The organism is Stappia sp. 28M-7 (assembly GCF_014252955.1).
Lineage (GTDB): Bacteria > Pseudomonadota > Alphaproteobacteria > Rhizobiales > Stappiaceae > Stappia.
Genome location: NZ_JACMIA010000001.1, coordinates 4,212,345 through 4,237,606, shown reverse-complemented (window position 1 = coordinate 4,237,606; position 25,262 = coordinate 4,212,345). Strand labels below are relative to the sequence as shown.

General features: G+C 68.0%; 21 protein-coding genes and 1 tRNA gene. 14 read left to right on the top strand and 8 right to left on the bottom strand.

Annotation, left to right across the window (positions count from 1 at the left end; translation table 11 throughout):
- Positions 1-43: 43 nt before the first annotated feature.
- The 3 genes from H7H34_RS19020 to H7H34_RS19010 all read left to right on the top strand — a co-directional run bounded on the left by H7H34_RS19020 (position 44) and on the right by H7H34_RS19010 (position 3,645).
- Positions 44-1,582: an outer membrane beta-barrel protein gene (locus tag H7H34_RS19020; protein WP_185926117.1), complete on the top strand. Its 1,539-nt coding sequence runs from the start codon at positions 44-46 to the stop codon at positions 1,580-1,582.
- A 133-nt stretch (positions 1,583-1,715) separates the two neighbouring features.
- Positions 1,716-2,951, top strand: a complete 1,236-nt coding sequence (locus H7H34_RS19015; protein ID WP_185926116.1) for a lytic murein transglycosylase — start codon at positions 1,716-1,718, stop codon at positions 2,949-2,951.
- 4 nt (positions 2,952-2,955) lie between these two features.
- Positions 2,956-3,645, top strand: coding sequence for a helix-turn-helix domain-containing protein (locus H7H34_RS19010; protein WP_209006257.1), 690 nt, complete (start codon positions 2,956-2,958; stop codon positions 3,643-3,645).
- On the opposite strand, the gene H7H34_RS19005 is transcribed toward H7H34_RS19010, so the two are convergent.
- The gene (locus H7H34_RS19005) at positions 3,597-3,992 is read right to left on the bottom strand and encodes a VOC family protein (RefSeq protein WP_185926114.1); all 396 of its coding nucleotides are present in this window, start codon (positions 3,990-3,992) and stop codon (positions 3,597-3,599) included. The two genes, H7H34_RS19010 and H7H34_RS19005, sit on opposite strands and share 49 nt — an antisense overlap.
- Positions 3,993-4,132: 140 nt before the next feature.
- Here H7H34_RS19005 and H7H34_RS19000 point away from each other — a divergent pair, with 140 nt between their 5' ends.
- Together H7H34_RS19000 and H7H34_RS18995 are read left to right on the top strand one after the other, a co-directional pair.
- Positions 4,133-5,329 carry an SGNH/GDSL hydrolase family protein gene (locus tag H7H34_RS19000; protein ID WP_185926113.1) on the top strand — a complete coding sequence of 399 codons (1,197 nt, stop codon included), beginning with the start codon at positions 4,133-4,135 and terminating at the stop codon, positions 5,327-5,329.
- Positions 5,330-5,470: 141 nt separating this feature from the next.
- On the top strand, positions 5,471-6,814 hold the full coding sequence (locus H7H34_RS18995; protein WP_209006256.1) for a methyl-accepting chemotaxis protein: 1,344 nt from the start codon (positions 5,471-5,473) through the stop codon (positions 6,812-6,814).
- A 194-nt stretch (positions 6,815-7,008) separates the two neighbouring features.
- On the opposite strand, the gene H7H34_RS18990 is transcribed toward H7H34_RS18995, so the two are convergent.
- Positions 7,009-8,439, bottom strand: a complete 1,431-nt coding sequence (locus H7H34_RS18990) for a glutamate synthase subunit beta (RefSeq protein WP_120269643.1) — start codon at positions 8,437-8,439, stop codon at positions 7,009-7,011.
- A 15-nt stretch (positions 8,440-8,454) separates the two neighbouring features.
- Complete coding sequence (gene gltB, locus H7H34_RS18985) at positions 8,455-13,173, bottom strand: glutamate synthase large subunit (RefSeq protein WP_120269761.1); 4,719 nt, start codon at positions 13,171-13,173, stop codon at positions 8,455-8,457.
- A 660-nt stretch (positions 13,174-13,833) separates the two neighbouring features.
- On the opposite strand from gltB, the gene H7H34_RS18980 reads away from it, so the two are divergent.
- Together H7H34_RS18980 and H7H34_RS18975 are read left to right on the top strand one after the other, a co-directional pair.
- Positions 13,834-14,868 (top strand): threonine aldolase family protein, encoded by a 1,035-nt coding sequence (locus H7H34_RS18980; RefSeq protein WP_185926112.1) that lies wholly within the window; start codon positions 13,834-13,836, stop codon positions 14,866-14,868.
- Between the two features lie 144 nt (positions 14,869-15,012).
- On the top strand, positions 15,013-15,471 hold the full coding sequence (locus H7H34_RS18975; protein WP_185926111.1) for a GyrI-like domain-containing protein: 459 nt from the start codon (positions 15,013-15,015) through the stop codon (positions 15,469-15,471).
- Between the two features lie 123 nt (positions 15,472-15,594).
- Here H7H34_RS18975 and H7H34_RS18970 read toward each other — a convergent pair whose 3' ends face one another.
- The gene (locus H7H34_RS18970; RefSeq protein ID WP_120269640.1) at positions 15,595-16,044 is read right to left on the bottom strand and encodes an Hsp20 family protein; all 450 of its coding nucleotides are present in this window, start codon (positions 16,042-16,044) and stop codon (positions 15,595-15,597) included.
- Positions 16,045-16,347: 303 nt separating this feature from the next.
- Between H7H34_RS18970 and H7H34_RS18965 the strand changes: the two genes are divergently transcribed.
- Complete coding sequence (locus H7H34_RS18965; RefSeq protein ID WP_120269639.1) at positions 16,348-16,755, top strand: hypothetical protein; 408 nt, start codon at positions 16,348-16,350, stop codon at positions 16,753-16,755.
- Positions 16,756-16,923: 168 nt separating this feature from the next.
- A complete protein-coding gene (locus tag H7H34_RS18960) occupies positions 16,924-17,889 on the top strand; it encodes an alpha/beta fold hydrolase (protein WP_185926608.1) in 966 nt (321 codons plus the stop codon).
- A 22-nt stretch (positions 17,890-17,911) separates the two neighbouring features.
- Here the strand turns inward: H7H34_RS18960 and hisN are convergent, their stop codons facing one another.
- Together hisN and H7H34_RS18950 are read right to left on the bottom strand one after the other, a co-directional pair.
- Positions 17,912-18,703, bottom strand: coding sequence for a histidinol-phosphatase (gene hisN / locus H7H34_RS18955; protein ID WP_185926110.1), 792 nt, complete (start codon positions 18,701-18,703; stop codon positions 17,912-17,914).
- A 539-nt stretch (positions 18,704-19,242) separates the two neighbouring features.
- Positions 19,243-20,133 (bottom strand): N-formylglutamate amidohydrolase, encoded by an 891-nt coding sequence (locus H7H34_RS18950; protein ID WP_185926109.1) that lies wholly within the window; start codon positions 20,131-20,133, stop codon positions 19,243-19,245.
- 261 nt (positions 20,134-20,394) lie between these two features.
- Between H7H34_RS18950 and cpdR the strand changes: the two genes are divergently transcribed.
- From cpdR to H7H34_RS18925, 5 genes are all read left to right on the top strand, one after another.
- Complete coding sequence (gene cpdR, locus H7H34_RS18945; RefSeq protein WP_067218617.1) at positions 20,395-20,754, top strand: cell cycle two-component system response regulator CpdR; 360 nt, start codon at positions 20,395-20,397, stop codon at positions 20,752-20,754.
- 178 nt (positions 20,755-20,932) lie between these two features.
- Positions 20,933-21,007: transfer RNA gene (locus H7H34_RS18940), tRNA-Val, on the top strand.
- Positions 21,008-21,281: 274 nt separating this feature from the next.
- Positions 21,282-21,407, top strand: coding sequence for a type B 50S ribosomal protein L36 (gene ykgO / locus H7H34_RS18935; protein WP_029059454.1), 126 nt, complete (start codon positions 21,282-21,284; stop codon positions 21,405-21,407).
- Positions 21,408-21,572: 165 nt separating this feature from the next.
- Positions 21,573-22,163 (top strand): tetratricopeptide repeat protein, encoded by a 591-nt coding sequence (locus H7H34_RS18930; RefSeq protein ID WP_209006255.1) that lies wholly within the window; start codon positions 21,573-21,575, stop codon positions 22,161-22,163.
- 121 nt (positions 22,164-22,284) lie between these two features.
- Positions 22,285-23,346 carry an alpha/beta fold hydrolase gene (locus tag H7H34_RS18925; protein ID WP_185926107.1) on the top strand — a complete coding sequence of 354 codons (1,062 nt, stop codon included), beginning with the start codon at positions 22,285-22,287 and terminating at the stop codon, positions 23,344-23,346.
- A 3-nt stretch (positions 23,347-23,349) separates the two neighbouring features.
- Here H7H34_RS18925 and pyk read toward each other — a convergent pair whose 3' ends face one another.
- Positions 23,350-24,786, bottom strand: a complete 1,437-nt coding sequence (pyk, locus tag H7H34_RS18920; RefSeq protein ID WP_185926106.1) for a pyruvate kinase — start codon at positions 24,784-24,786, stop codon at positions 23,350-23,352.
- On the bottom strand, positions 24,783-25,199 hold the full coding sequence (locus tag H7H34_RS18915; protein WP_120269760.1) for a DUF1036 domain-containing protein: 417 nt from the start codon (positions 25,197-25,199) through the stop codon (positions 24,783-24,785). The genes pyk and H7H34_RS18915 overlap by 4 nt, the downstream gene beginning before the upstream one ends.
- Positions 25,200-25,262 lie beyond the last annotated feature (63 nt).

The window sequence follows — 25,262 nt, the reverse complement described above, 5'->3', positions numbered from 1 at the left end:
AAAGTTGGCCGCAACCCGGCCGCATGTCGCCGCTGGATCGAGAATGACACGTACCGCCCTTTCCGCCCTTGCCGTCATGGCGCTGCTCGCTGCGCAGCTGCCCACGGCCGCGCGCGTCCAGGCGCAGGACACAGGTCTGGGCTCCGGGTCGGCATCGGGATCCGGCTCGCTGTTCGGCTCCGCGCCGCTGGCCTCGTCCGCCGATACCGGTTTCGACGGGGAGGCGGAGGACGGGGTCGATCCGCTCGGCCGCGAGGACGGAGTGTCCGCGCAAGGGCGCAGCGGCACGCGCGGCACGATCTCCGAGATCGGCCCGGGCGCCGGCGAGGAAGCACAGGCGCTGACGGCCACGGGACGCGCCGAGCCGGTTCAGCCGTTCTCCGAAAGACTGCGGGCCGTGCAGAGGCGTTCGGCACTGGGCGGCGGCGGGCGGATCGCCAACACGGCCTATGCCGGCGACACGACGCGGGACGAACCGCGCGGCATGCGCGTCGGCTCTTTCCTGCTCTATCCGGAGCTGTTCACGGGTCTCGGCTGGTCGGACAACCGGGCGGGCGATTCCAACGGCAATGGCGGTGCGACCTATCGCATCGCGCCGAGCCTCAGGGTGCAGTCCGACTGGTCGCGCCACAGCCTCGGCATCAATTTCCGCGGCAGCTATACCGGCTATCCCGACAGCGGGCTCGAGGCCGACCCGAACGTATCGAGCGACGCCTTGCTGCGGCTGGAGGTCGGCGAGCGCACCGAGGTCGACATCTCGGGCAGCTATGGCCTGTCGATGCAGGATCGCGGCACGGCCGAATCGGCCGGCGGCGACCAGGAGATCCATTCGCTCGGCGGCGGTCTGGCGCTGCGCCGGGACCTCGGCCTTGTCGGCGCGGAGCTGCGCGGCGAGGTGGATGCGACCTATTACCAGGGCGCGGGGGGCGCTGCGGCCAATCGCGACCGCGACAATGCGCTGTTCACCGCGACCTTGCGCGTCGACGGCAATACCGGCGCCGCGGTGACACCCTTTGCCGAGGCGAGCGTGCTTGCCCGCCGCTACATGGACGCGTGCAACAATCCGGCGCTGTGCGAAGACCGCAACTCTTCCGGCTATGGCCTCAGGGCCGGCCTTGCCTTCGACAATGGCGGCAAGATCTCCGGCGATATCGCCGTCGGCTGGCGCAGCGAGAGGCTGGACGATGCCCGCCTGGCGCGGCTCGAGGGCATGACGGTGGACGGCTCGCTGGTCTGGTCGCCGACCCGGCTGACCACGGTGACGGCGCTCGCCAGTACCAGTTTCGCCCCGTCCTCGCTGGCCGGAACGCCGGGCTCGGCCGCCTATTCGAGCGACTTGCGGGTGGCGCACGGCTTTAGCGACGCACTGAGCGGCGAGGTCGGCATCGGCTACACCTGGCGCGATTATACCGGCCTCGTGCTCACCGAGCAGGAGGCACGGGCCACGACGGCGCTGACCTGGGCACTGACGTCCAATGTCGCGCTGCAGGGCCGCTACACATTCCGCCGCTTCATCTCGAGCAATCCGGGATCGAGCTACGATTCGAACACGATCGAGGCGGGGTTGAGATTCCGGCACTGAGGCATACTTGCCGACAGAGGCGGTGCGACCGGCCTGTCGGGCCGGTCCGGAAATCCGGGGCGTCGGGGGGCGAGGGAGCCGGGCCTGCATAACGCAAGCAGGCGGTTCCACCGGGAGACGATCAGGAGTGTTGATGTTTTTGCTTCAGAGCCATGCAAGGGGGCCGGCCCGTTCCGTGCGGCGGCTGGCCGGTGCCCTCGGACTTGCGCTGACGCTCTGCCTGCCGACCGGCGCGGCGATGGCCGATGCCGGTTTTACCCGCTGGGTGGACGGATTCTGGTCGACGGCGCGGGCGGCGGGTGTGTCGCAGGCGACCTATCGCCGGGCGTTCCAGGGCATGACGCCGGACGAGGATACGATCCGGCTCATGAACCGGCAGTCGGAATTCGTGAAGCCGATCTGGGAGTACCTGGACAGCGCCGTCTCCGACACGCGCGTCGAGAACGGTCGCCAGATGCTGCAGACCTATGCCCGCGAGCTGGCGGTGATCGAGAGCCGCTACGGCGTCGAGCGCCACGCGGTCGTGGCGATCTGGGGCATGGAGACCAACTACGGCAACTTCATGGGCAAGCACTATGTGGTGCGCGCCCTGGCGACGCTGGCCTATGCCGCGCCGCGCCGGCGCGAGTTCTGGCAGCGTGAGCTGGTGACGGCATTGCAGATCCTCGACGCCGGCCACGTCTCGCCCGACCGGATGGAAGGGTCCTGGGCCGGCGCGATGGGCCACACCCAGTTCATGCCTTCCAGCTGGAAGCAGTATGCGGCCGACTATGACGGCGACGGCCGGCGCGACATCTGGACCAACATCCCCGATGCGCTTGCCTCCACCGCCAACTACCTGAAAAAGCACGGCTGGCAGGGCGGCAAGACCTGGGGTTACGAGGTCGAGCTGCCGCGCGGCTTCGACTACACGCTGGCCGACACCGACCGCTCGCTCGGCGAATGGTCGCGGATCGGCGTGCGCCGCCCCGGCGGTCGCGACTTCCCGCGCCCGTCCGACAATGCCGAGCTGGTGCTGCCAGCCGGCGCGTCGGGCCCGGCCTTCCTGATGCTGAAGAACTTCTTCGTCATCAAGCGCTACAACAACGCCACCGCCTATGCCCTGGCCGTCGGCCATCTCGCCGACCGGATCCGAGGCGGCGGGCCGTTCGTCCATGCCTGGCAGCGCGATGCCCTGCCGCTGTCGAAGCCGCAGGCGGAGGAACTGCAGACGCTGCTCAACCGGCGCGGCTTTTCCGTCGGCACGGCGGACGGGCAGGTGGGACCGGCCACACGGCGCGGCATCCGCGCCTATCAGACGGCAGCTGGCCTGATCCCGGACGGCTATGCCTCGGTGGCGCTGCTGGAGCACATCCGCAGGGGACGCTGAGCCGGTGCCGGATGGAGCGGCCTTCCTCGCCTGGCAGCATCTGGCGACGGCGCCCGAAAGGACGCCGGTGCTGCCCGACGGCTGCCGCGACGTCCTGGTGCTGCACCGGGCGGGCGCGGCGCCGCAGGTCGTGCTGACCGCATTCGACCTTTGCCCGCGCATCGCCGAACTGGCGGCCGGAACCTTGATCGAGGGCTTTCGCCTGAGGCCGGGGGCCGGCATTGCGCCGCAGGTTCTGGCGGAGATCGCCCGCGACGCGGAGCGTGGATCCGGCGATGGAGTTGCGGAAATCCTCGGCAATGCGCTTGCCGGACTGGAGGGCAGGGGCGGCGACGTCGGCACCGCTATCCGGTTGCTGGCCGGGCCGGGCGAAAGCCTTGCCTCGGTCGCACGCGGGCTCGGCCTGTCGCCGCGCTCGCTGCAGCGGCGGTTCCGCGAGCAGGGCCTGCCGCCGCCCGACCACTGGCGCTTGCTGGGACGGGCACGCAGGGCCGCCGGACGACTGGCCGGCGCAGCCCCGCTGGCGGAGATTGCCGCGGAGTGCGGCTTTGCCGATCAGGCGCACATGACCCGGGAGCTCGCCCGCTGGTTCGGAGCGAGCCCGGAGCGGCTGCGCCGGGATCGCGCCCTTCTGGAGCTGGCGTGTCAGCCGGCGCTCGGCAACTGGACCGGCGAGCAGATTTCCACCAGATAGCCGTTGGGATCGCTGACATAAGCAGTGGTCTGTCCCCACTCCTCGCGGCGTGCGTCCTGCAGCAGCGTGGCGCCGGCCGCCACCGCCCGCTCGAGCGCTGCATGCACGTCGTCCGTCTCGAAGGCGAGCTCGAAGACCGGCGCCTTCGCGTCGGCCTGGCTCGGCGTCTTGCCGAGTTGGCGCATCAGGGTCTTGGAGGAAAAGGCAAGACGCGTCTCGCCGGTCGCGAGCTCGCCATAGTCGCCGCCGTCATGCAGGAAGCCGCGCTGCAGTGCGAAGGCGCGCTCGTAGAAATCGAGCGTCGCCGGGACGTCGTCGACATAGAGGATCGAGTATCTGAAGATCATGTCCTGCTCCGAAAATTGACTGCCTGATCGCTATGGCAAGGCCGGTTTGTCCCGTCTTGAAGGATCGCGACAGGCGCGCGATTCAAACCTCCGACCGGAATCTGTTCCCTTCCTCCCGCAAGGGCCGTAAAATCGGTGCCATGACAGCTTGTGCCACTTTCTCCGCGCGTCGTCCCGGCGTGCCTGCCCGCCATTCGGCGCGCGGGCGTTTCCGGCTGGCCATGCTGGTGGCGCTGGTCACCGCATTCTGCCTGCTGCTGCCCGACCTGCAGCCGGGCAAGGTGGCCGATTTCGGCCCGGTTTCGGCGCTGGCGCAGAACGGCCGGCCGATCGTCCAGCCGGGAGATTCGCGCAAGTCGAACTTCCACCCGCTGTCGCCGCTGCTGCGGCTGTTCGGCGTCGACAACAGCCGCCGCCGCACCCGCATCCAGCCGCGCGAACCGCGCCAGCGGCTTCAGCCCTCGCGCGAGCCGGTGCGGCCCGTGGTTGTCGAGGTGCCGAAGGAGGCCGACGCACGGGTGGTCCTGGTGGTCGGCGATGCGCTGGCCGGCGAGCTGGCGGAAGGGCTGGAGGCGACCTATTCGGAAGTCCCGTCGGTGCGCGTCGACAGCCTGTCGATCAACGATGCGGGCCTTGCGGGCGCCGGTCCCGGCACGCTCGGCGATCGGGTTCGTGGCATCATCCAGGGCCGCCGCGTTGCGGCGATCGTGATGCTGATCGGCTCGCTCGACCAGCGCGATATCACGACGGAAACCGGCACGGCCCCGTTCCGCAGCGAGGCGTGGAACGCGATCTATGGCCAGCGGATCGGCGATCTGGTCGCCGTCGCGCGGGCGCAGCGCACGCCGGTGGTCTGGGTCGGCCTGCCGCCGCCCAAGGGCGTCGCCCGGCGCAACGACTTTGCCCATATCAACACGGTCGCCAAGCAGCGGGCGGAAGCGGCCAACGCCATCTATGTCGACGTGTGGGACGTGTTCCTGGACGAAAACGGCGGCTACACGTCCTACGGCCCCGACGTGGAAGGCACGCGCCGGCAGCTGCGCTCGGCCGACGGCATCGGCTTCACCTGGCACGGCCGGCGCAAGATCGCCTTCTTCGCCGAGCGCTCCATTGCCCGCATCCTCGGCTCGTCGGGCGCCTTCGCCTTCGAGGGGGTGGAGGACGATCCCAATTTCATCGTTCTGACCGGGCGGCAGGGCGCGCCGGAGACGGTTCTGGCCGGCGGCGAAAACGCCAAGAACGCGCCCGTCGTCGACACGCCGCAATACCAGTTGATCGTGCAAGGCGCGCCCATTGCGCCGCAGAGCGGACGGGTCGACGACTTCCGCGCCCCGTAAGTTTCGGGACTATGCGAGCCCTCGACTTGCTGCCGAACGCGGCGCGGACAGGGGCAGACCTCCGGAATTCTACGTAATTACCTAATTTTTCACGTTTTTCGGGAAGCCTGTCGACCTCGCAACGCAGTCCAGGTCCCGAACATGGCCATTTCCCGCTCCGCTCCCTGGTCCCTTACCGTGACGGGACGCTTCCTGCTCATGGTCGCGACAGCCGCGCTCATCATGATGGCGGGTACGGGATATGCCTTCTACGTGTTCCGGCGCTCGCTGCTGTCGGCACTGGGCGATCCGGTGCACGCGCAGGAGCTGCTGGGCCCGGCTGCCACCGCCAAGCTCGACGGGCTGATCCTGGAACAGATGCTGGAGATCGTGCTCGTCTGTCTTCCCGTCGGCATTGCCTTCCTGGCGTTGGCCTTCGTGCTGGCGATGGGCGTGCGGCGGCCGCTGAAAGCGTTGCAGGAAGGGCTGGTGGCCCTGTCCAACGGCGATTTCGGCATTACGGTCGCAGGCGCGGAGCGGCGCGACGAGATCGGCGCCATCGCCCGTTCGGTGGCGGATTTCCGTGTGCGGCTTTCGGAAAAGGCGGAGCAGGACGCGCGCGAGGCGCTGCAGCAGCAGCAGCGCATGGCGAGCCAGCGCGGCGAGACGCTGAACCAGGTGGCGGCGGAGTTCGAGCAGACCGTGGTCGGCGTCGTTCACCGGCTGGGCGATGCGGCCGGGCGGGTCGCCCATCTGACCAAGGATCTGGACGGGGCGGTCGACATGGCCGCAAGCGCCGTCGACGAGGCGTCCGGCTCCTCGATCCAGGCATCCAGCTCGGTTTCGACGGCGGCGGAGGCGGCCGAAGAGATGTCCCAGTCGATCCTGTCGATCGGCCGGGAGATGGAGCAGGCGGCGGAAATGGCGCGGGCGGCGGTCGAGGAATCGCGCTCGACCGATGCCATCGTCGGCCGGCTGGCGGAAAGCGGGCGGGCCATCGGCGAGGTTGTCGATCTGATCAAGCAGATCGCCGACCAGACCAACCTCTTGGCGCTGAACGCCACCATCGAGGCGGCGCGGGCCGGGGAAATGGGCCGGGGCTTTGCCGTCGTTGCCAATGAAGTCAAGACGTTGGCGGGCCAGACCTCGCGGGCGACCGAGGATATTTCCCAGCAGGTCGAGGCGGTGCAGCAGGTGTCCGAGCAGGCGGTCGGGGCGATCCGCTCCATCGCCGGCACGGTCGAGCGCATTCACTCGATCTCCGACACGATCCTGCAGGCGGTTCAGAAGCAGATGTCGGCGACCGGCGAGATCAGCCAGAGCGTCGAGTTCGCGACGCAAAGCACCGAAAACGTGGCCTCCAGCATGGACGCGCTCAGCCGCGCCAGCGGTTCGACCCGGGCCGCCACGGACGAAATCCGCGGCGCCAGCTCCGAACTTGCCCAGCTGTCCGAGGCGCTGCGCGAGCAGGTCGGCGGCTTCCTGTCGAGCATCCGCGCGGCCTGACCCTCACGGGGATAAACCAGCGTCCCGGTGGGGATAAGTGCCGTTTTCAGGCCTTGAGAAATTGAGAAAGGCGCCGCAAGCGGCGCCTTTCTCTTTGATATTGCTTATCTTTTTTTGAGACGATTTTGCAAAATCTTGCGAGATTTTGCGAAAGGCCGTCTCGAACGGCCTCACGCTTTGCAAAATCGCTCCGCTCAGCGCGGCAGGTTCGAGCTGCCCGTCAGGTGCAGGTCGATGGCCCGTGCGGCCTGACGGCCCTCGCGGATCGCCCAGACCACCAGCGACTGGCCCCGGCGGACGTCGCCGGCGGCGAACACGCCGTCGATGGACGTCTTGTAGTCCTGGGTGTTCGCCTTGACGTTGGTGCGGGCGTCGCGCTCGATGCTGTCGCCCAGCTCGGCGAGGTAGGTGCCTTCCATGGGCCCGGCAAAGCCGATGGCGACCAGCACCAGTTCGGCGCGCAGGATGAACTCGCTGCCCGGGATCGGCCGGCGCTTCTCGTCGACGCGGGCGCACTTGACGCCGGTGACGTGGCCGTCCTCGCCGACGAGAGCAAGGGTGGCGGCCGCGAACTCGCGCTCGGCACCTTCCGCCTGGCTGGAGGAGGTGCGCATCTTGGTCGGCCAGTACGGCCACACCGTCAGCTTGTCCTCCTTCTCCGGCGGACGCTGGCGGATGTCGAGCTGGGTCACCGACAGGGCGCCCTGGCGGAACGAGGTGCCGACGCAGTCCGAGGCCGTGTCGCCGCCGCCGATGACGACGACATGCTTGCCGCCGGCCCAGTAGGGCTGCTCGGCCGAGACGTCCTCGCCGCCGACGCGGCGGTTCTGCTGGACCAGGAACGGCATGGCATACATGCAGCCCTGAAGGTCCATGCCCGGAAGCTCGGGATCGCGCGGACGCTCGGCGCCGACGGTCAGCAGCACCGCGTCATGGCGCTGCTTGAGCTCGTCCACCGTCAGGTTGACGCCGACATTGGCACCGTAATGGAAGACGACGCCTTCGCCCTCCATCTGCTCGACGCGGCGGTCGATATAGTGCTTTTCCATCTTGAAGTCGGGAATGCCGTAGCGCATCAGGCCGCCGGCGCGCGGCTCGCGCTCGTAGACATGCACCGTGTGGCCGGCGCGGGCCAGCTGCTGGGCCGCGGCAAGGCCGGCGGGACCGGCGCCGACGATGGCGACGGTCTTGCCGGTGCGGAACGGCGCCGGCTCGGGGCGGATCCACCCTTCGGCCCAGGCCTTGTCGGCAATCGCCTGTTCCACGGTCTTGATGGCGACCGGCACGTCCTCGAGGTTCAGCGTGCAGGCTTCCTCGCACGGGGCGGGGCAGATGCGGCCGGTGAACTCCGGGAAGTTGTTGGTCGAGTGCAGGTTGCGCGCCGCCTCTTCCCAGTCGCCGTTATAGACCAGGTCGTTCCAGTCCGGGATCTGGTTGTTGACCGGACAGCCGACGGGCCCATGGCAATAGGGCACGCCGCAATCCATGCAACGGGCAGCCTGGCGCTCGACTTCCTTGTCCTCGAGCGGCAGGGTGAACTCCCTGAAGTGGCGGATGCGGTCGGAGGCCGGCTGGTACTTCTGTTCCTGCCGGTCGATCTCCAGGAAACCGGTAACTTTTCCCATGATCTCTCGTCTCCCTTACTCGGCCGCCACCAGGCCGAGCCGCTTTTCTTCCATTTCCCTGAGGGCGCGGCGGTACTCGACCGGCATCACCTTCACGAATTTCGGGCGGAACTCGTCCCACTTCTCCAGGATCTCCTGCGCCCAGGCCGAGCCGGTATGGGCGATGTGGTTGGAGATGATCTGGCGAAGCCGCTCGTCGTCGTGCCGCGTCATGTCGGCAGACAGATCCACGCGGCCCTTGTGCTCGATGTCGCCACCATGGTGGTGGAGCTTCTCCAGGAGGTCGTCCTCCTCCGGGACCGGCTCGATGTCGACCATGGCGAGGTTGCAGCGGTTGCGGAACGAGCCGTCCTCGTCCAGCACATAGGCCACGCCGCCCGACATGCCAGCCGCGAAGTTGCGCCCCGTCCAGCCGAGCACGACGACGACACCGCCGGTCATGTATTCGCAGCCGTGGTCGCCCACGCCCTCGACGACGGCGATGGCACCCGAGTTGCGGACCGCGAAACGCTCGCCGGCGATACCGCGGATGTAGCACTCGCCCTCGGTCGCACCGTAGAGCACGGTGTTGCCGGCGATGATCGAGTAGTCCGGATCGGCGGCGCTCTTCGGGTTCGGACGGATGACGAGCTTGCCGCCCGCCAGGCCCTTGCCGACATAGTCGTTGGCATCGCCCTCGAGCGTCATGGTGATGCCGCGCGCGAGGAAGGCGCCGAAGGCCTGGCCGGCGGTGCCGGTCAGCCGCACGTCGATGGTGCCGCCCTTCAGGCCCTTGTGGCCGAAGCGCTTGGCCACCTCGCCCGACAGCATCGCACCGGCGGAGCGGTCGACATTGCCGATGGTCTCGGTGATCACGACCGGCTCCTTGCGCTCCAGCGCCGGCTCGGCGGCCGCGATCAGGCGGCGGTCGAGAACGTCGTCGATCGGGTGCTTCTGGCGCTCGGTCCAGCGCTTCGCCTCGGCCGGGGCTTCGGGCATGTGGAAGATGCGCGAGAAGTCGAGGCCGCGCGCCTTCCAGTGGTCGATCATCTTCTCCTGGTCGAGCAGGTCGGTGCGGCCGACGAGATCGTCGAAACGGGCGATGCCCATCGCGGCCATGATCTCGCGGACTTCCTCGGCGACGAAGAAGAAGTAGTTGACCACATGCTCCGGCGCGCCCTTGAAGCGCTTGCGCAGCACCGGATCCTGGGTGGCGATGCCGACCGGGCAGGTGTTCAGGTGGCACTTGCGCATCATGATGCAGCCGGCGGCGATCAGCGGCGCGGTCGAGAAGCCGAACTCGTCGGCACCCAGCAGCGCGCCGACGATGACGTCGCGCCCGGTCTTCAGGCCGCCGTCGACCTGCAGGGCGATGCGCGAGCGCAGCCCGTTCAGCACCAAGGTCTGCTGGGTCTCGGCAAGGCCGATCTCCCAGGGGCTGCCGGCATGCTTGATCGAGGTCAGCGGCGAGGCGCCGGTGCCGCCGTCATAGCCGGACACGGTGATGTGGTCGGCGCGCGCCTTGGCAACGCCGGCGGCAACCGTGCCGACACCGACTTCCGACACCAGCTTGACCGAGATGTCGGCCGCCGGGTTGACGTTCTTCAGATCGTAGATCAGCTGCGCCAGATCCTCGATCGAATAGATGTCGTGATGCGGCGGCGGCGAGATCAGGCCCACGCCCTGCGTCGAGTGGCGGACCTTGGCGATCACCGCGTCGACCTTGTGGCCGGGCAGCTGGCCGCCTTCGCCGGGCTTGGCGCCCTGGGCCACCTTGATCTGGATCATGTCCGAGTTGACGAGGTAGTCGGTGGTCACGCCGAAGCGGCCCGAGGCGACCTGCTTGATCGCCGAGCGCATCGGGTTCTGCGACCCGTCCGGCAGCGGCATGTAGCGCTCCGGCTCCTCGCCGCCTTCGCCGGTGTTCGACTTGCCGCCGATCCGGTTCATGGCGACGGCCAGCGTCGAGTGGGCCTCGCGCGAGATCGAGCCGAAGGACATGGCGCCGGTCGAGAAGCGCTTGACGATCTCGGCCGCCGGTTCGACCTCGTCGATGGAGATCGGCGCGCGGCCGACATCCTCTGCGGTCTTGACGCGGAACAGCCCGCGAATGGTGAAGCGGCCGTTGTGCTCGTTGGTCTCGCGGGCGAACTCGCGATACTGCTCGGGCAGGTTGGAGCGCACCGCATGCTGCAGGAAGGCAATGCCTTCCGGCGTCCACAGGTGGCTCTCGCCGCGCACGCGGTAGGCGTATTCGCCGCCGACATCGAGCGAGCGGCGCAGCACCGGCACGTCGGCGAAGGCGACGGCGTGACGGCGGGCGGTCTCCTCGGCGACCTCGGCAAGGCCGATGCCCTCGATCATGGTGGCGGTGCCGAAGAAGTACTCGTTGACGAAGTCGGTCGACAGGCCGACCGCGTCGAAGATCTGGGCGCCGCAATAGGACTGGTAGGTCGAGATGCCCATCTTGGACATGACCTTGAGGATGCCCTTGTCGATCGACTTGATGTAGCGATAGACGACCTCGTCGGCGTCGACTTCCTCGGGGAAGTCGAGCTCGGCATGGAGCTGCAGCAGCGTCTCGAAGGCGAGATAGGGGTTGATCGCCTCGGCGCCGTAGCCGGCCAGCACGCAGAAGTGATGCACCTCGCGCGCCTCGCCCGTCTCCACCACCAGACCGACCGAGGTGCGCAGGCCCTTGCGGATCAGGTGATGGTGCACGGCAGCGGTCGCCAGCAGCGCCGGAATGGCGATGCGGCCGCGGCTGACCAGACGGTCGGACAGGATGACGATGTTGTAGCCGTTGATCACCGCCTTCTCGGCATTGGCGCACAGGTTGTCGAGCGCCTCGCGCATGCCGCCCGCGCCCTTGGACGCGTCGTAGGTGATGTCCAGCGTCTTGGCCGAGAACTGGTTGTCGGCGGTGTCGCCGATGGTCCGGATCTTCTCCAGATCGTCATTGGTGAGGATCGGCTGGCGAACCTCCAGACGCTTGGAGGTGGCCAGGCCCTTGAGATCGAACAGGTTCGGCCGCGGCCCGATGAAGGACACGAGGCTCATCACCAGCTCCTCGCGGATCGGGTCGATCGGCGGGTTGGTGACCTGGGCGAAGTTCTGCTTGAAATAGGTGTAGAGCAGCTTCGGCTTGTCCGACAGCGCGGAGATCGGCGTGTCGGTGCCCATCGAGCCGATGGCTTCCTGGCCGACGGTCGCCATCGGATGCATCAGGAGCTTGATGTCTTCCTGGGTGTAGCCGAAGGCCTGCTGGCGGTCGAGCAGCGTCTCCGCCGCCACCGGCGCACGGCCGCGCACCGCCGGCATCTCCTCCAGCACGATCTGGGTGCGGTGCAGCCAGTCCTTGTAGGGGTTGGCGGTGGACAGCTGGCGCTTGATCTCGTCGTCGGAAATGATCCGGCCTTCCTCGAGATCGATCAGGAGCATCTTGCCCGGCTGCAGGCGCCACTTGCGGATGATCTTCTCTTCCGGCACCGGCAGCACGCCGACCTCGGAGGACATGATGACGAAATCGTCGTCGGTCACCACGTAGCGGGCCGGACGCAGGCCGTTGCGGTCGAGGGTCGCGCCGATCTGGCGGCCATCGGTGAAGGCGACAGCGGCCGGGCCGTCCCACGGCTCCATCAGGGCGGCGTGGTACTCGTAGAAGGCCCGCAGGTTCTCGTCCATCAAGGGGTTGCCGGCCCAGGCCTCGGGGATCAGCATCATCGCCGCATGGGCGAGCGAGTAGCCGCCGCGCACGAGGAACTCGAGTGCGTTGTCGAAGCAGGCGGTGTCGGACTGGCCCTCGTAGGAGATCGGCCACAGCTTGGAGATGTCGTCGCCGAACAGGGGCGAGGACACGCTCGCCTGGCGGGCGGCCATCCAGTTGACGTTGCCGCGCAGGGTGTTGATCTCGCCGTTATGGGCGACCATCCGGTAGGGGTGGGCAAGATCCCAGGACGGGAAGGTGTTGGTGGAGAAACGCTGGTGAACCAGCGCCAGCGCCGAGGTGAAGCGCGGGTCCTTCAGGTCGGCGTAATAGGCGCCGAGCTGATAGGCCAGGAACATGCCCTTGTAGACCAGCGTCCGGCTCGACAGCGAGACGATGTAGAAGCCCTTGGTGACGGCATCGGTCTCGGCGCGGATGACGTTGGAGATCACCTTGCGCAGCACGAAGAGGCGGCGCTCGAAATCGTCCTGGGTCTCGCAGTCGCGGCAGGCGATGAACACCTGGCGCGAGCAGGGCTCGGTCGCCGCGATGTCGGGCGCCTTGGAGAGGGACGAGTTGTCGACCGGCACGTCGCGCCAGCCAAGGCATGCCTGGCCTTCCGCGTTGATGACGCGCTCGACGATCTCCTCGCAGACGCGGCGCAGCGCCGGGTCCTGCGGCAGGAAGAGGAAGCCGACGCCGTAGCGGCCCTTCTCGGGCAGCTCGAAGCCCAGGCCCTTGGTCTCGGCGGCAAAGAAGTCGTGCGGGATCTGCACCAGCATGCCGGCGCCGTCGCCCATCAAGGGGTCGGCACCGACCGCGCCGCGATGGGTGAGGTTCTCCAGCACCTGCAACCCGTCGGAGACGATGCGGTGGGAGGGAACGCCCTTGAGATGGGCGACGAAGCCGACGCCGCAGGCGTCATGCTCGCGCGCGGGATTGTAAAGACCCGACCGTGCGGCTTCCTCGCGTCGCTCGTTCAGCGTTTTGCGGGCAGTCGTCGCTTTGGCCGGTGCGGTTTCGGTCACGAAGTCCAGCGCCTCGATCATCGCTTCGGTCTTGCTCATGTCTGCCCTCTTTCATACTGCGCCGGGACCGTCCTTCTCCGTTCGGGTCGCGCTCTCTCGTGATCGAGGAGCCCGGCTCGTCCGTCGAACGGGCGTTCGCCCTGACGCTGACCAGTGAAGCGGACCTGCCCTTCGGTCCGCCTGTTCCGGCGGTGCATGTCCCTTGCGGGACTTCCGCCGGCAATCCGTTTCGGTGCTTCGCACCGGCAAGGGCGTTTCGCCCGCATGCCGCAGTCATACGCCGGACAAAGCGCCGGCGGATCCCGCGACCAGTTGTAGCACACGCTGCCGCCCACGATCAGCCGTCGGATGCGTTCAGCCTGTCCGAACGGGGTGCCGCGGGCGCGGCGCGGGAAGCCGGCCAGCCCCGGCCGCTTCCGTTCCGGCCAAAAGGGACAGCAATCCTGTCCTATCTGGCGGAGGCGCACAATGCCAGATTTCCCGTGGGGGGGCAAGCGGCTTGCAAGCCCGCGCAAAACTATTTCTTGCGCCACGCCCGGGGGCTTTTGTCATTAATGCAATGCTGTCGTGGCGGGAAGGAAAGAATGTGTCGGTTGCCGCGCCGGGCGGCGTTTCCCCGCGGCGCGGGAGAGGCGTGCGGACGGGCTTGCAAGGGCGCGCCGGGCGGTCTTAGATCGCGCCATGATCTTCGCCAGCGACAATTGGGCGGGTGCCTCGCAGCCGGTTATGGATGCCATGGTCCGCCACAACACGGGCGCCGCGCCGGCCTACGGCACGGACCCGCTCACCCTCAAGGTTCGCGACCGGTTTCGCGAGATCTTCGAGACGGACGACCTTACGGTCTGGTTCACCGCAACCGGCACGGCGGCGAATGCGCTGACCATGGCGGCCTGCGCAAGGCCCGGCGGGCTGGTGCTGACCAGCGACATCGCGCATGTGCTGTGCGACGAGTGGGGGGCGACGGAGTTCTTCTCGCACGGCATGAAGATGGTGCCGGTGGAGACGCGCAACGGACGCATCTCGGCGGAAGCCCTGTCGCGCGAACTGGCCAAGCACCCGGCCGGCAGCCGCTTCGGCACGCCGGTGGCGGTGAGCCTGACCCAGGCGAGCGAGTGCGGCACGGTCTACCGGCCCGACGAGCTGGCGGCGCTGACGAGGGCGGCGAAGGAACGCGATCTCGTCTGCCACATGGACGGGGCGCGCTTCGCCAACGCGTTGGTGCATCTTGGGTGCAGCCCGGCGGAGATGACCTGGAAGGCGGGGATCGACGTCCTGTCCTTCGGTGGCACCAAGAACGGCTGCTGGTGCGCCGAGGCGATCGTGGTGTTCAATCAGGACGCCTTGCGCGATCTTGCTGCGCACCGCTCGCGCGCCGGACACCTGTTCTCCAAGTCGCGCTTCGTCGCGGCGCAGCTCGACGGCTATCTGGAGAACGGCCACTGGCTGGAGAGCGCCCGCCACGCCAACGCGATGGCGAGCCGGCTGGCCGAGGGGCTCGCGGCGTCCGGCCATGCGCTCGCCCATCCGGTGGAGGCGAACGAGGTGTTCCCGGTGCTCGACCTTGCCACCATTGCGCGGCTGCGCGAGGCGGGGGCGGCGTTCTACGAATGGCCGGAGATCGAGGCGGGCGAGGGCACGTCAGGCGTGCGGCTGGTGACGTCCTTCGCCACAAAGCCCGAAGAGGTCGCGCGCTTCCTGGAGATCGCCGCGGGGTAGGGGGTGGCTGCGCGCGGAACAATTTTCTCCGTGCGCCGCTTTCCTGCCGGAAATTTGGAATTCGTTTTCGCGTTTCGGATTGGCGCAAAGCCGAACGGGGCTAGCTTCGCGCCGGTTTCAGCGAAACGACCGGAGCGACAGCAGATGAAGATCCACCCCACCGAGGACATGCATGTCCTCTCGATTGCCCGCAGGCTGACCATTCCCGAGGTGGCATCGGCCGCCGCCGAGCTGTCGAGCGAGATCGAGGCGGAGCGCCAGCGCGCCGGCCTTGCGGCGGCGGGGCCGTGGACCTTCATCGCGCAGAACCTGCCGCGCGACGGCAAGACCGCGTTCGACTGGCGCATCTGCCTGCCGGTGGCGGGTGCTGCTGCCTATGACGGCCCGCTGGAGGTTCTGCATCTGGAGCCGATCATGGTGGCGTCCGCGGTGCATCTGGGACCCATCCGGACGCTGTTCACGCAAGGCTACGCGCCCTTGCTGCGGGCCATCGGCGAGACGCGGCATCATCTGTCGGGCCAGAGCCGGGAGGTCTATCACGACTGGCGCGGCGGCAAGGCCGGCTACAACCGCATAGAGATCCAGTTCGAGCTGTCGCGCTGACGCGGCATCCCGAACGAAAAGCGCCCGGCCTTTGGAAAGGCCGGGCGCGGGGGGCAGGCGTGTCTCTCGCCGAGGGGGGGGGATAGCGAGGTCTCGCCTGCCTGATCCTTCAGGGCCGGATCGTCAGTGGGTGCTGCCCTCGATCTGCTTCTGGCCGGCCTTGCCGATCTCGATCTTGCGGGGCTTCATGGCCTCCGGAATCTCGCGGGCAAGGTCGATATGCAGCAGGCCGTTCTCCAGGCTGGCGCCCTTGACCTCGACATGGTCGGCGAGCTGGAAGCGGCGCTCGAAGGCGCGCGAGGCGATGCCGCGATAGAGCACCTCGCCGGTCTCGGCTTCCTGGGCGCGCTCGCCCTTGACCGAAAGCGTGTGCTCCTTGGCCTCGATCGTCAGGTCGGCCTCGCCGAAGCCGGCGACCGCCATGGTGATGCGGTAGGCGTTCTCGCCGGTGCGCTCGATGTTATAGGGCGGATAGCTCGGCGCCTCCTGGCCCGTGTTGTTGTCGAGCATGGAGAGCAGGCGGTCGAAGCCGACGGTGGAACGATAGAGCGGGCTGAAATCGAAGTGACGCATCGGTGTGTCCTCTCGTTGAGCAACAGATGATGGTTCCGGTTCCGTGCGATCCCGCCGTCATGGCCGGGAAGGGGACCGTGCGCGGGCCCGTCAGTGGCACCCGCGACTTGCGAGATGGGGAGGGCGAAATCGGCTTTCAAGAGGGGCATCCCGCCGGTCGCGTCTTCCGCCTTGCAAGGGCCAGGCGGCCGGTCCCGGCACCTGAACGACAGGTGAACGGAGCCTTCCGGGAGGGTTCACGCGGGCCGGTGCATCTTTCGGATCGTCAACCGGCGCTGACGCGCCCAAACAGGAGACAGATCCATGAGGAAGTCGCTTCTTGCCGCCGTCGCCGCCCTTGGTGTCGTTCTTTCGGTTCCCAGCGCCCAGGCGCTCGATATCCGCATCGGCACGGGCTCGGCCACCGCATCCACCGGCGCCAGCGTCGAGGTCCAGCTGGTCGGCCACCGTCATCGCCCGCGCGGCTACCGCGCCGACCGCCTCGGCCCGCGCCAGATCGTGAAGCGCCTGCACCGCCAGGGCTTCCGCGACATCAGCCGCCTGCGCCATCGCGGCCATGTCTATGTCGCCCATGCCCGCGGCTATCGCGGCATGCCGCAGCGCCTGGTCGTGGATGCCTATTCGGGCCAGGTCGTCGGCCGCGCACCGATCGGCCGCGGTCACGGACACGGCTGGGGCGGTCGCGGTTGGGGCGGCTACGGCCGCCTGTAATCGCCGCGGGCCCTGCGCCCGCCGGACCTTCCCGAACGGGGCCGCCGGAGTTGAGCCGGCGGCCCCGCTCCTGTATGGGTCAGGGCACGGAGATCGCTGGACTTGTGGCGACGCCGGCTGTCATGCATTGACGTCCGGCCCGGAAGATTGGAGTGCAGCGCGGTGGCAATGGAGCTCTACGATCATCCGGACAATCCGGTGCCGGAGGGGGCGATCTGCCAGCAGGTGACGACGCCCGACGGCATCCGCCTGCGCACCGCGCGCTGGATGCCCGACCGCGGCCCGCTCAAGGGCACGGTGACGCTGCTGCAGGGTCGGGCCGAGTTCATCGAGAAATATTTCGAGACCATCGCGGACCTGCGCGCGCGCGGCTTTGCCGTGGTCACGTTCGACTGGCGCGGCCAGGGCGGCTCGCAGCGCCTGCTGTCCAACCCGGCGCGCGGCCATGTGGACGATTTCGCCGATTTCGTCACGGATCTCGACACGGTGATGGGCGAGGTGGCGCTCGCCTCGATGCCCGGCCCGCACCACGTGCTGGCGCATTCGACCGGCGGGGCGGTGCTGCTGCTGGCGGCCGGGCGGCTGCGCACCCGCATCGAGCGGGCGGTGCTGTCGGCGCCGCTGATCGGGCTCGGCAAGGTGGGGCTGCCGCAGCGGCTGATCTGCCCGTTGTCGACCGCGTTGTCGTCGGTGGGGCTGGGCACCGCCTATGTGCCGGGCGGGGCGGCGAAGTTCCACATGCCGTTCGAGGGCAATCCGCTCACCAGCGACGAGATCCGCTTCCGCCGCAACGAGGCGGTGCTGCGCGCCCATCCGGACCTGGAGATCGGCGCGCCGACCATCGACTGGCTGGCGGCCGCCTGCCGCGCGATGACGCGGTTCTTCGACCCGGATTTCGGCCCCTCGCTGCAGGTGCCGGTGCTGCTGGTCGCCTCGACCGGCGACCGCATCGTCTCGGCGAGGGCCTCGGAGCGCTTCGCGCGCCAGACCCGCTCCTGCCGCTATCTGGAGATCGCCGGTGCGCGCCACGAGCTGCTGATGGAAGACGACTTCCACCGCGACCAGTTCCTGGCGGCCTTCGACGCCTTCATCGCCGATGGCGAGCCGGCGCTCGCCCCCGGCTGGGGCGGCTGAGCCGCGCCCTGCGCAAGACGTCTCACACGGCGGCGCGGGCGAGGATTTCCAGCGCTTTTGCGTGAAGGGACGGATCGCCGGCAGCGACGATCTGCCCGCCATTGGCTGGCGAACCCCCGCTCCAGTTGGTCACGACACCGCCGGCGCCCTCGATGATCGGGGCCAGCGCGACGATGTCGTAGGGCTGCAGGCCGGTCTCGATGACGAGGTCGACCTGGCCGCTGGCGATCATCGCATAGCCGTAGCAGTCGGTGCCGTAGCGGGCGGTGCGCACGGTGCCCTCGATCTGCCGGTAGACCTCTCCTTCGGCGCCCTGGAAGAGGCCGGGATGGGTGGTGCACATGATGGCCTGAGACAGGTCCGCGCAGGGGCGGGTCGACAGCGGCCGGGTGCCCGAACGGCTGACCAGCCAGGCCTTGTCGCAGTCGCCGACGAACCGCTCCTCGACATAGGGCTGGTCCATGATGCCGAAGACCGGCTTGCCGTCGCGCGTCAGGCCGATCAGCGTGCCCCAGGTCGGCAGGCCGCAGATGAAGGCGCGGGTGCCGTCGATGGGATCGAGCACCCAGACATGCTCGGCATCGAGACGGACATTGCCGTGCTCCTCGCCGAGGATGCCGTGCTCGGGATAGCGCGCCTCGATGAGCGCCCGCAGGGCCTCCTCGCCGGCCCGGTCCGCGACCGTCACCGGGTCGAAGCCCTCGGCCAGCTTGTTCTCCACCGACAGGGCTGCCCGGAAATGCGGAAGGATCGCAGCAGACGAAGCCTGGCACAGCTCGGCCGAGAAGGCGGCGAGATCGTCGGAGGTGGGCATGAACGGTTCCTTCCGGAGCAAGAAGCGGGAGAGGCGGGCGGCGTGAAAAAAATCCCTGCCCGCAATAGCGCGGGAACGGCCTGCGGGCAATCTTCGCGGGACGCGGCCGTCCGGTGCCGGCGTGACGTGTCGCGGCTGGTGCAGCGCGAAAGACGCGGAACGCGGCAACTGATCGAAATATAGGCAGTTTCGTTCCTGGCGCTATTTTAAGCGACCTGGAGCGGCAAATCCGGGGCTTTCGGCGAATTATTGAAGAAGATTTATCAAACATTATATTATTGAAATAATTGACAAATCTTGATTTTAGCGGCGCTTTTTGAGAGAAAAATCGCGATGCCGTATTGACTTTTGTGCGCCGCGATGGAAACTTGTTGCAGTGCGATATGGCTTGCCATGTCGCGCCGCCCTCCTTGGGCGTTTCCTCCCTAGACTCGGGCCGCCTCGCAAGAGAGCGGCCCTTTTTTCTGGCCGCATCGCTCAGCTCTGCGTTCAAGGATTTGCCGGCGACGGGACAGGGAAAAGGGAAGGCGAGGGGGAGCCTACTCGGCCGCCAGCGCGTCCGGGGCGAGATCGGCATGGGCGCCGGCCACCAGTTCCTCGCAGAAGCGGCGCATGTCGCGGGACAGCTCGGCAAAGCCGGAGCTGCGGTCCGTGCGCGCCTCGTCCATGTAGAGGCTGCGGTTGATTTCCACCTGCAGGGCATGAAGGCCCTTGGCCGGACGGCCGTAATGCTCGGTGATGAAGCCGCCGGCATAGGGCTTGTTGCGCGCGACCGTGTAGCCCATGCCGCGCAGGATCTCCGTCGCCTGGTCGATCACCGAGCGGGCGCAGCTGGTGCCGTAGCGGTCGCCCAGGATGAAATCCGGCCGCGCGCCGTTGTCGCTGCTGCGGATCGTCGAGGGCATGGAATGGCAGTCGACCAGCACCGCATGGCCGAAGGCGACATGGGTGTGGGCGAGCAGGCGGCGCAGGGTCTGATGATAGGGCTTGTAGATGGTCTCGATGCGGTCGAGCGCCTCGCGCACGGTGAGACGGCTGCGATAGATCTCCTGCGCCTCGCCGACGACGCGGGCGATGGTGCCGAGCCCGCCGGCAACGCGGATCGAGCGGCTGTTGGCGTAAGGCGGCAGCCGGTCCTCGTACATCTTCGGATCGAGCTCGTAGGGCTCGCGGTTGACGTCGAGATAGGCGCGCGGGAAGCGGGCGCACAGGAGCGGGGCGCCGAGTTCGACGACGCCGGCAAAGAGCTCGTCGACGAACGCGTCCTCCGAGCGGCGGATCGCCAGGGCATCGAGCCGCGAGGACTGCAGGAAGGCAAGCGGGTAGTGCCGCCCGGAATGGGGCGAGTTGAACACGAAGGGCGTGGTTTGCTCGACCGGATGCAGGACGTCGAAAGGTTTCGTGTCCTCGAACCCGCTCACGACCTGCATATGCACGCTCTCCGCCTGTCGGCCACCCCGTTGAATTTCCCTATTAGCCCCCGAATCGGCGTTAATGTCCACACGGGCGGTGGGTAACCGAGCCGGCCGGATGGCGGAACACCGCTTTCACTGGATGTTTACCGCCATTCGGCCTTATAACGATCCGAAAGATGTGCCAAAACGGGACCTTCGGGCGCATGATGCAGCGGCCGGCGCCCGGAATGCGAAACGGCCAGCGGATTCGCCGAGCGAAGCGGGACGAAGCAACGAATGACACGGATCCTACTTGCGGAAGACGACAACGACATGCGGCGCTTCCTTGCCAAGGCGCTGCAAAAGGCCGGTTACGATGTCGTCTCCTTCGACAATGGCAAGAGCGCCTATGAGCGGCTGCGGGAAGAACCCTTTTCCCTGCTGCTGACCGACATCGTCATGCCGGAAATGGACGGAATCGAGCTGGCTCGCCGCGCGACGCAGCTCGACCCGGACCTGAAGGTGATGTTCATCACCGGCTTTGCCGCGGTGGCGCTGAACCCGGACTCCCAGGCCCCCAAGGATGCCAAGGTGCTGTCCAAGCCCTTCCACCTGAAGGATCTGGTGCTGGAAGTGGAGCGCATGCTGGCCGCCTGAGCGGTTCGCCCCGCCGGCCCCTCAACAGGTTTTCCACCGCGCACCGAGCGGGCGCGGGAAAGGGCGATTTAGTTTGCGAGAAGGGCTTGCACCGAAAATCGAAGCCCGCTATATCGCATCCCACCGCGCCGTCCCGTCGGCGTCGGCTTTCCGGCAACTTGCCGGATCGAAGAGTTTCGGGCGTGTAGCTCAGCGGGAGAGCACTACGTTGACATCGTAGGGGTCACAGGTTCAATCCCTGTCACGCCCACCATCTTCGCCAGACTGCCAAGACGACGAGGCAGTTGGCAAAGCCCGGCAAACGGCCGCCAAGGTCAGCTGCTTCCCAGCATCTGCCTCAAGCGGATCGGGCACCGCCCCCGGCGCGCGGTTCTTATCGGACCAGCGCGAGGAGGTGGAGCCGGCGGGCAGGACGACACGGGTCCTCACCGGTCTCGATCGTCCGAAAGCAGACAGCCGGCCCGCAAAGGCGCGGCGCAACATGAGGATGCCGCCGCCAACGTGGCACCGTTGACGGAGACGAGACGATGAAGATCAAGAATTCGCTCAAGGCGCTGATGGGCCGTCATCGCGACAACCGCATGGTTCGCCGCAAGGGACGCGTCTACATCATCAACAAGAAGGCTCCGCGCTTCAAGGCCCGCCAGGGCTGAGGCACGGCGGCAGGCCCCGCGCGCCTGCCCGACGCTTTCAAATTTTGCCTATGGCATTGACGATCGCATCCGGGGCGACATACTCCCCGGATGCGATCGTTTTTGGCGTTGCCCCTCCTGATGTGCCTTTCCGTCTCCGCGCTGGCGCAGGAGGGAAGGCCCGACGTGCTTCCTCCCGAAGCGCTGCCCCCCTCGCTCGACGATTTCGATGCGCCGACCACCGAGGTCGAGCCGCCGTCCGGTCCTGCTCCCGCGGTGACCGAAGACGAGACCCCCAAGAGCGAACTCGACGGGCTGTTTGCCGAGCTCGCCAAGGTGACGAGCGACGAGGAGGCGCGCCCGCTCGTCAGCCGAATCCAGCGCATCTGGTCGCGCTCGGGAAGCGCCACGGTCGATCTCCTGATGATGCGGGCGGCCGCTGCCATGCAGGCCAAGGACTATCCGTTGGCGCTCGACCTGCTCGACGTGACGGTGCGGCTGGCTCCCGAGTTTCCCGAGGCCTGGAACCGGCGCGCGACGGTGAATTACCTGCGCGAGGATTTCGGTCGCTCGATGGTCGATATCGAGCGCGTGCTGGCGCTGGAGCCGCGCCACTGGGGCGCGATGTCCGGTCTCGGCATCATCCTGCGGCGGATCGGGCGCGACGACGAGGCGCTGGAAACCTTCCGCCAGGTGCTGAAGATACATCCGGTCAGCGAAAACGCGCGTAAGGCGGTAGAGGACATGGAAAAGGCGGCGGCCGGCTCGCCGATCTGAGGCCCGTCCCGCGATCCGTCGAGGCCGCAGGGGCGATGCGCCGCAGACGGCGCAAGACGCCCTTCGCGGCCCCGCCTTTCGTCCCGCCGCCCGTTCCTCGTAAAGCCGGACCTGCCCGCCCATGCCCACCCTTGCCATTTACCTGCTGTCCGCGCTGGCGCTGCTGCTCTCCGGCCTTGCCGTGCTGGCGGAGCTGCGCGGCCGCGGCGCCGAGGCGCGCTATCCGCCGATCGGGGCCTTTGCCGAGATCGACGGCGTGCGGCTGCACTATGTCGACATGCGGCCCGAGGGCTGGCGTGAGGGCGATCCGGCGCTGGTCTTCGTGCACGGGGCGAGCGCCAACCTGCGCGACCCGCATATGGCGCTGGCAGGGCCTCTGGCGGCCCGGGCCGAGAAGGGGAGGCCCGCGCGGCTCGTTTTCGTAGACCGGCCCGGCCACGGGTATTCGGAGCGCGGCGACGACGGCATGTACCGCCCGGCGGCGCAGGCGGCTCTGATCGCGGGACTGACCGACAGTCTCGGCATAACGCGGGCCGTTGCGGTCGGCCATTCCTGGGGCGGGGCGGTGGCGGCGCAGCTGGCGCTGGAGCGGGCGGACCTTTTCGCCGGGCTGGTGTTCCTGGCGCCGGCAACCCATCCCTGGCCGGGCGGGGTCAACTGGTATTACGACGCGGCGGCCCTGCCGGTGGTCGGCACCGTGTTCTCCCACACGCTGGCCCCGTTCGGGGCGGCGTTGGTCGCCCCCAGGGCCATCGGCGGCATCTTCCGCCCGGCGATGGCGCCGGACGACTATGCCGAGCGGCTGGGCCTGTCGCTGCTGTTCCGCCCGCAGACCTTCCGGGCGAATGCGCGGGACGTTTCCTACCTGAAGGAAGAGGTGGAGGCGGCATCTCTGCGATACGGCGAGATCACGCAGCCGGCGGCGGTGATCACCGGCGAGACGGACGGCGTCGTCTACCCGCATATCCATTCGCACGGCCTGGCGCGGGACCTGCCCAATGCCTGGCTGGTGACGCTGGAGGGGGCCGGCCACATGCCGCAGCACACGCGCACGGACGCGGTGCTGGAGGAAATCGCCAAGGTGGTGGCGATGGTCTTCCCGGAGGCGGGATGGGGCATGCAGGGCCGGAAACGAAACGAGACGGCCGAAGCCGTCTCGTCGAAAGTGTCCGCGAGCGAGTGAGGCTCAGAGACCGCCGCGACCGTCGCTGCCGATGAAGGCGATGCGCAGCATGTTGGTCGAGCCGGGGGTGCCGAAGGGCACGCCGGCCGTGGTGATGATGCGCTGGCCGGGCTTTGCCAGTTCCTCCTGGAAGGAGATCTGGCAGGCGCGGTCGACCATGTCGTTCTCGTCGCGGGCGTCGTCCGAGACCACGCAGTGGAGGCCCCAGGCCAGCGACAGGCGGCGGGCGGTCGACAGGACCGGCGAGATGACGATGACCGGCACGGAGGGACGCTCGCGCGAGGCGCGCAGGCCGGTGGCGCCGGAGGTCGTGTAGCAGACCACGGCGGCAAGGTTCAGCGTCTCGGCGATCTGGCGCGCGGCAGCGGCGATGGCATCGGCGCCGGTCGGCTCCGGCTCCTGCCGCTGGGCGTGGATGATGCCGCGATAGTTGGGGTCGCGCTCCACCTGGCGGGCGATGCGGTCCATGGTGGCGACCGCCTCGACCGGGAACTGGCCGGCGGCCGATTCGGCGGAGAGCATCACAGCGTCGGCGCCTTCGAACACGGCGGTGGCGACGTCGGACACCTCGGCGCGGGTCGGCACCGGGGCTGTGATCATCGATTCCAGCATCTGGGTGGCGACGACCACCGGCTTGCCGGCGCGGCGGCAGGCGCGGACGATCTGCTTCTGCAGGCCCGGGACCTGTTCCAGCGGCATCTCGACGCCGAGATCGCCGCGGGCGACCATCAGCGCGTCGGAGAGGTCGATGATCTCGCTCAGCCGTTCGATGGCCTGGGGCTTTTCGATCTTGGCGAGGATACCGGCGCGGCCGCGCGTCACCTTGCGCACGTCGGCAAGGTCGTCGGGGCGCTGGATGAAGGACAGCGCGATCCAGTCGACGCCGGCTTCCAGCGCGGCATCGAGATCCTTGCGGTCCTTGTCGGTGAGCGCGCCGACCGGGATCTCCGTGTCGGGAACGCTGACGCCCTTGCGGTTGGACAACTTGCCGCCGACCTCGACCACCGTGTCGGCGCTGGTCTTGGTGCAGGAGGTCACGCGCAGGCGGATCTTGCCGTCGTCGAGCAGCAGGCGGTGGCCCGGCTCGAGCGCCTGGAGGATCTCGCGATGGGGGAGGTGGACGCGCGAGGCGTTGCCCGGCGTCTTGTCGCTGTCGAGGGTGAAGCTGGCGCCGTTCTCAAGCATCACCGCGTCGCCCTCGAAGGTGCCCACACGCAGTTTGGGCCCCTGGAGGTCGGCAAGGATGCCGATCGGCCGGCCGATCTTCGCCTCGATCTCGCGAATCATCGCCACCAGCGCATGCAGGCGCGGGTGGTCGGTGTGACTCATGTTGATGCGGAAGACGTCGGCACCGGCGGTGTAGAGCTTCTCGATCGTTTGCGGATCCGAGGAGGAGGGTCCGAGTGTCGCTAGAATCTTGACCCGCCTGTCACGCTTCATTGTCCGCCTGTCCCCCCTTGCACGGGCTCTGTCAGCTGGACCGTCCAGCTGGCTTGCTCGCCCGTATCGATTTCGAAGAATCCGGTCCGTTCGAAGCCGCGGGCGACGCAGTCCTCGATACCCCGGATGGTGAATTCCTTCTCGCGGGTACACATGAAGGCGCGGCCGCCCCACTCCCCGAACTGATCGTAATCCACCGCATAGATATAATAGAAACGTGACACGAGCGAGCCCGCCACCAACGTTTCACAGGAATTTGCCGGCAGGTTCCACCAACCCTCGGTGACCCAGTCGGCCTGCTCGCGATAGCCGATGGCAACGCCGACCTGACTTTCGGTCTTGTTGCACAGGCGCAGCTCGGCCTTGGCCGGTGTCGCTCCGAGAACGCTGAAAGCCGTCAGGGCGAGCGCCATCGCGCCGCAGGATGCGAGGCCCAGCCGGATCGTTCTGACTGCCGTGGTTTGCCGCTGCCTCTC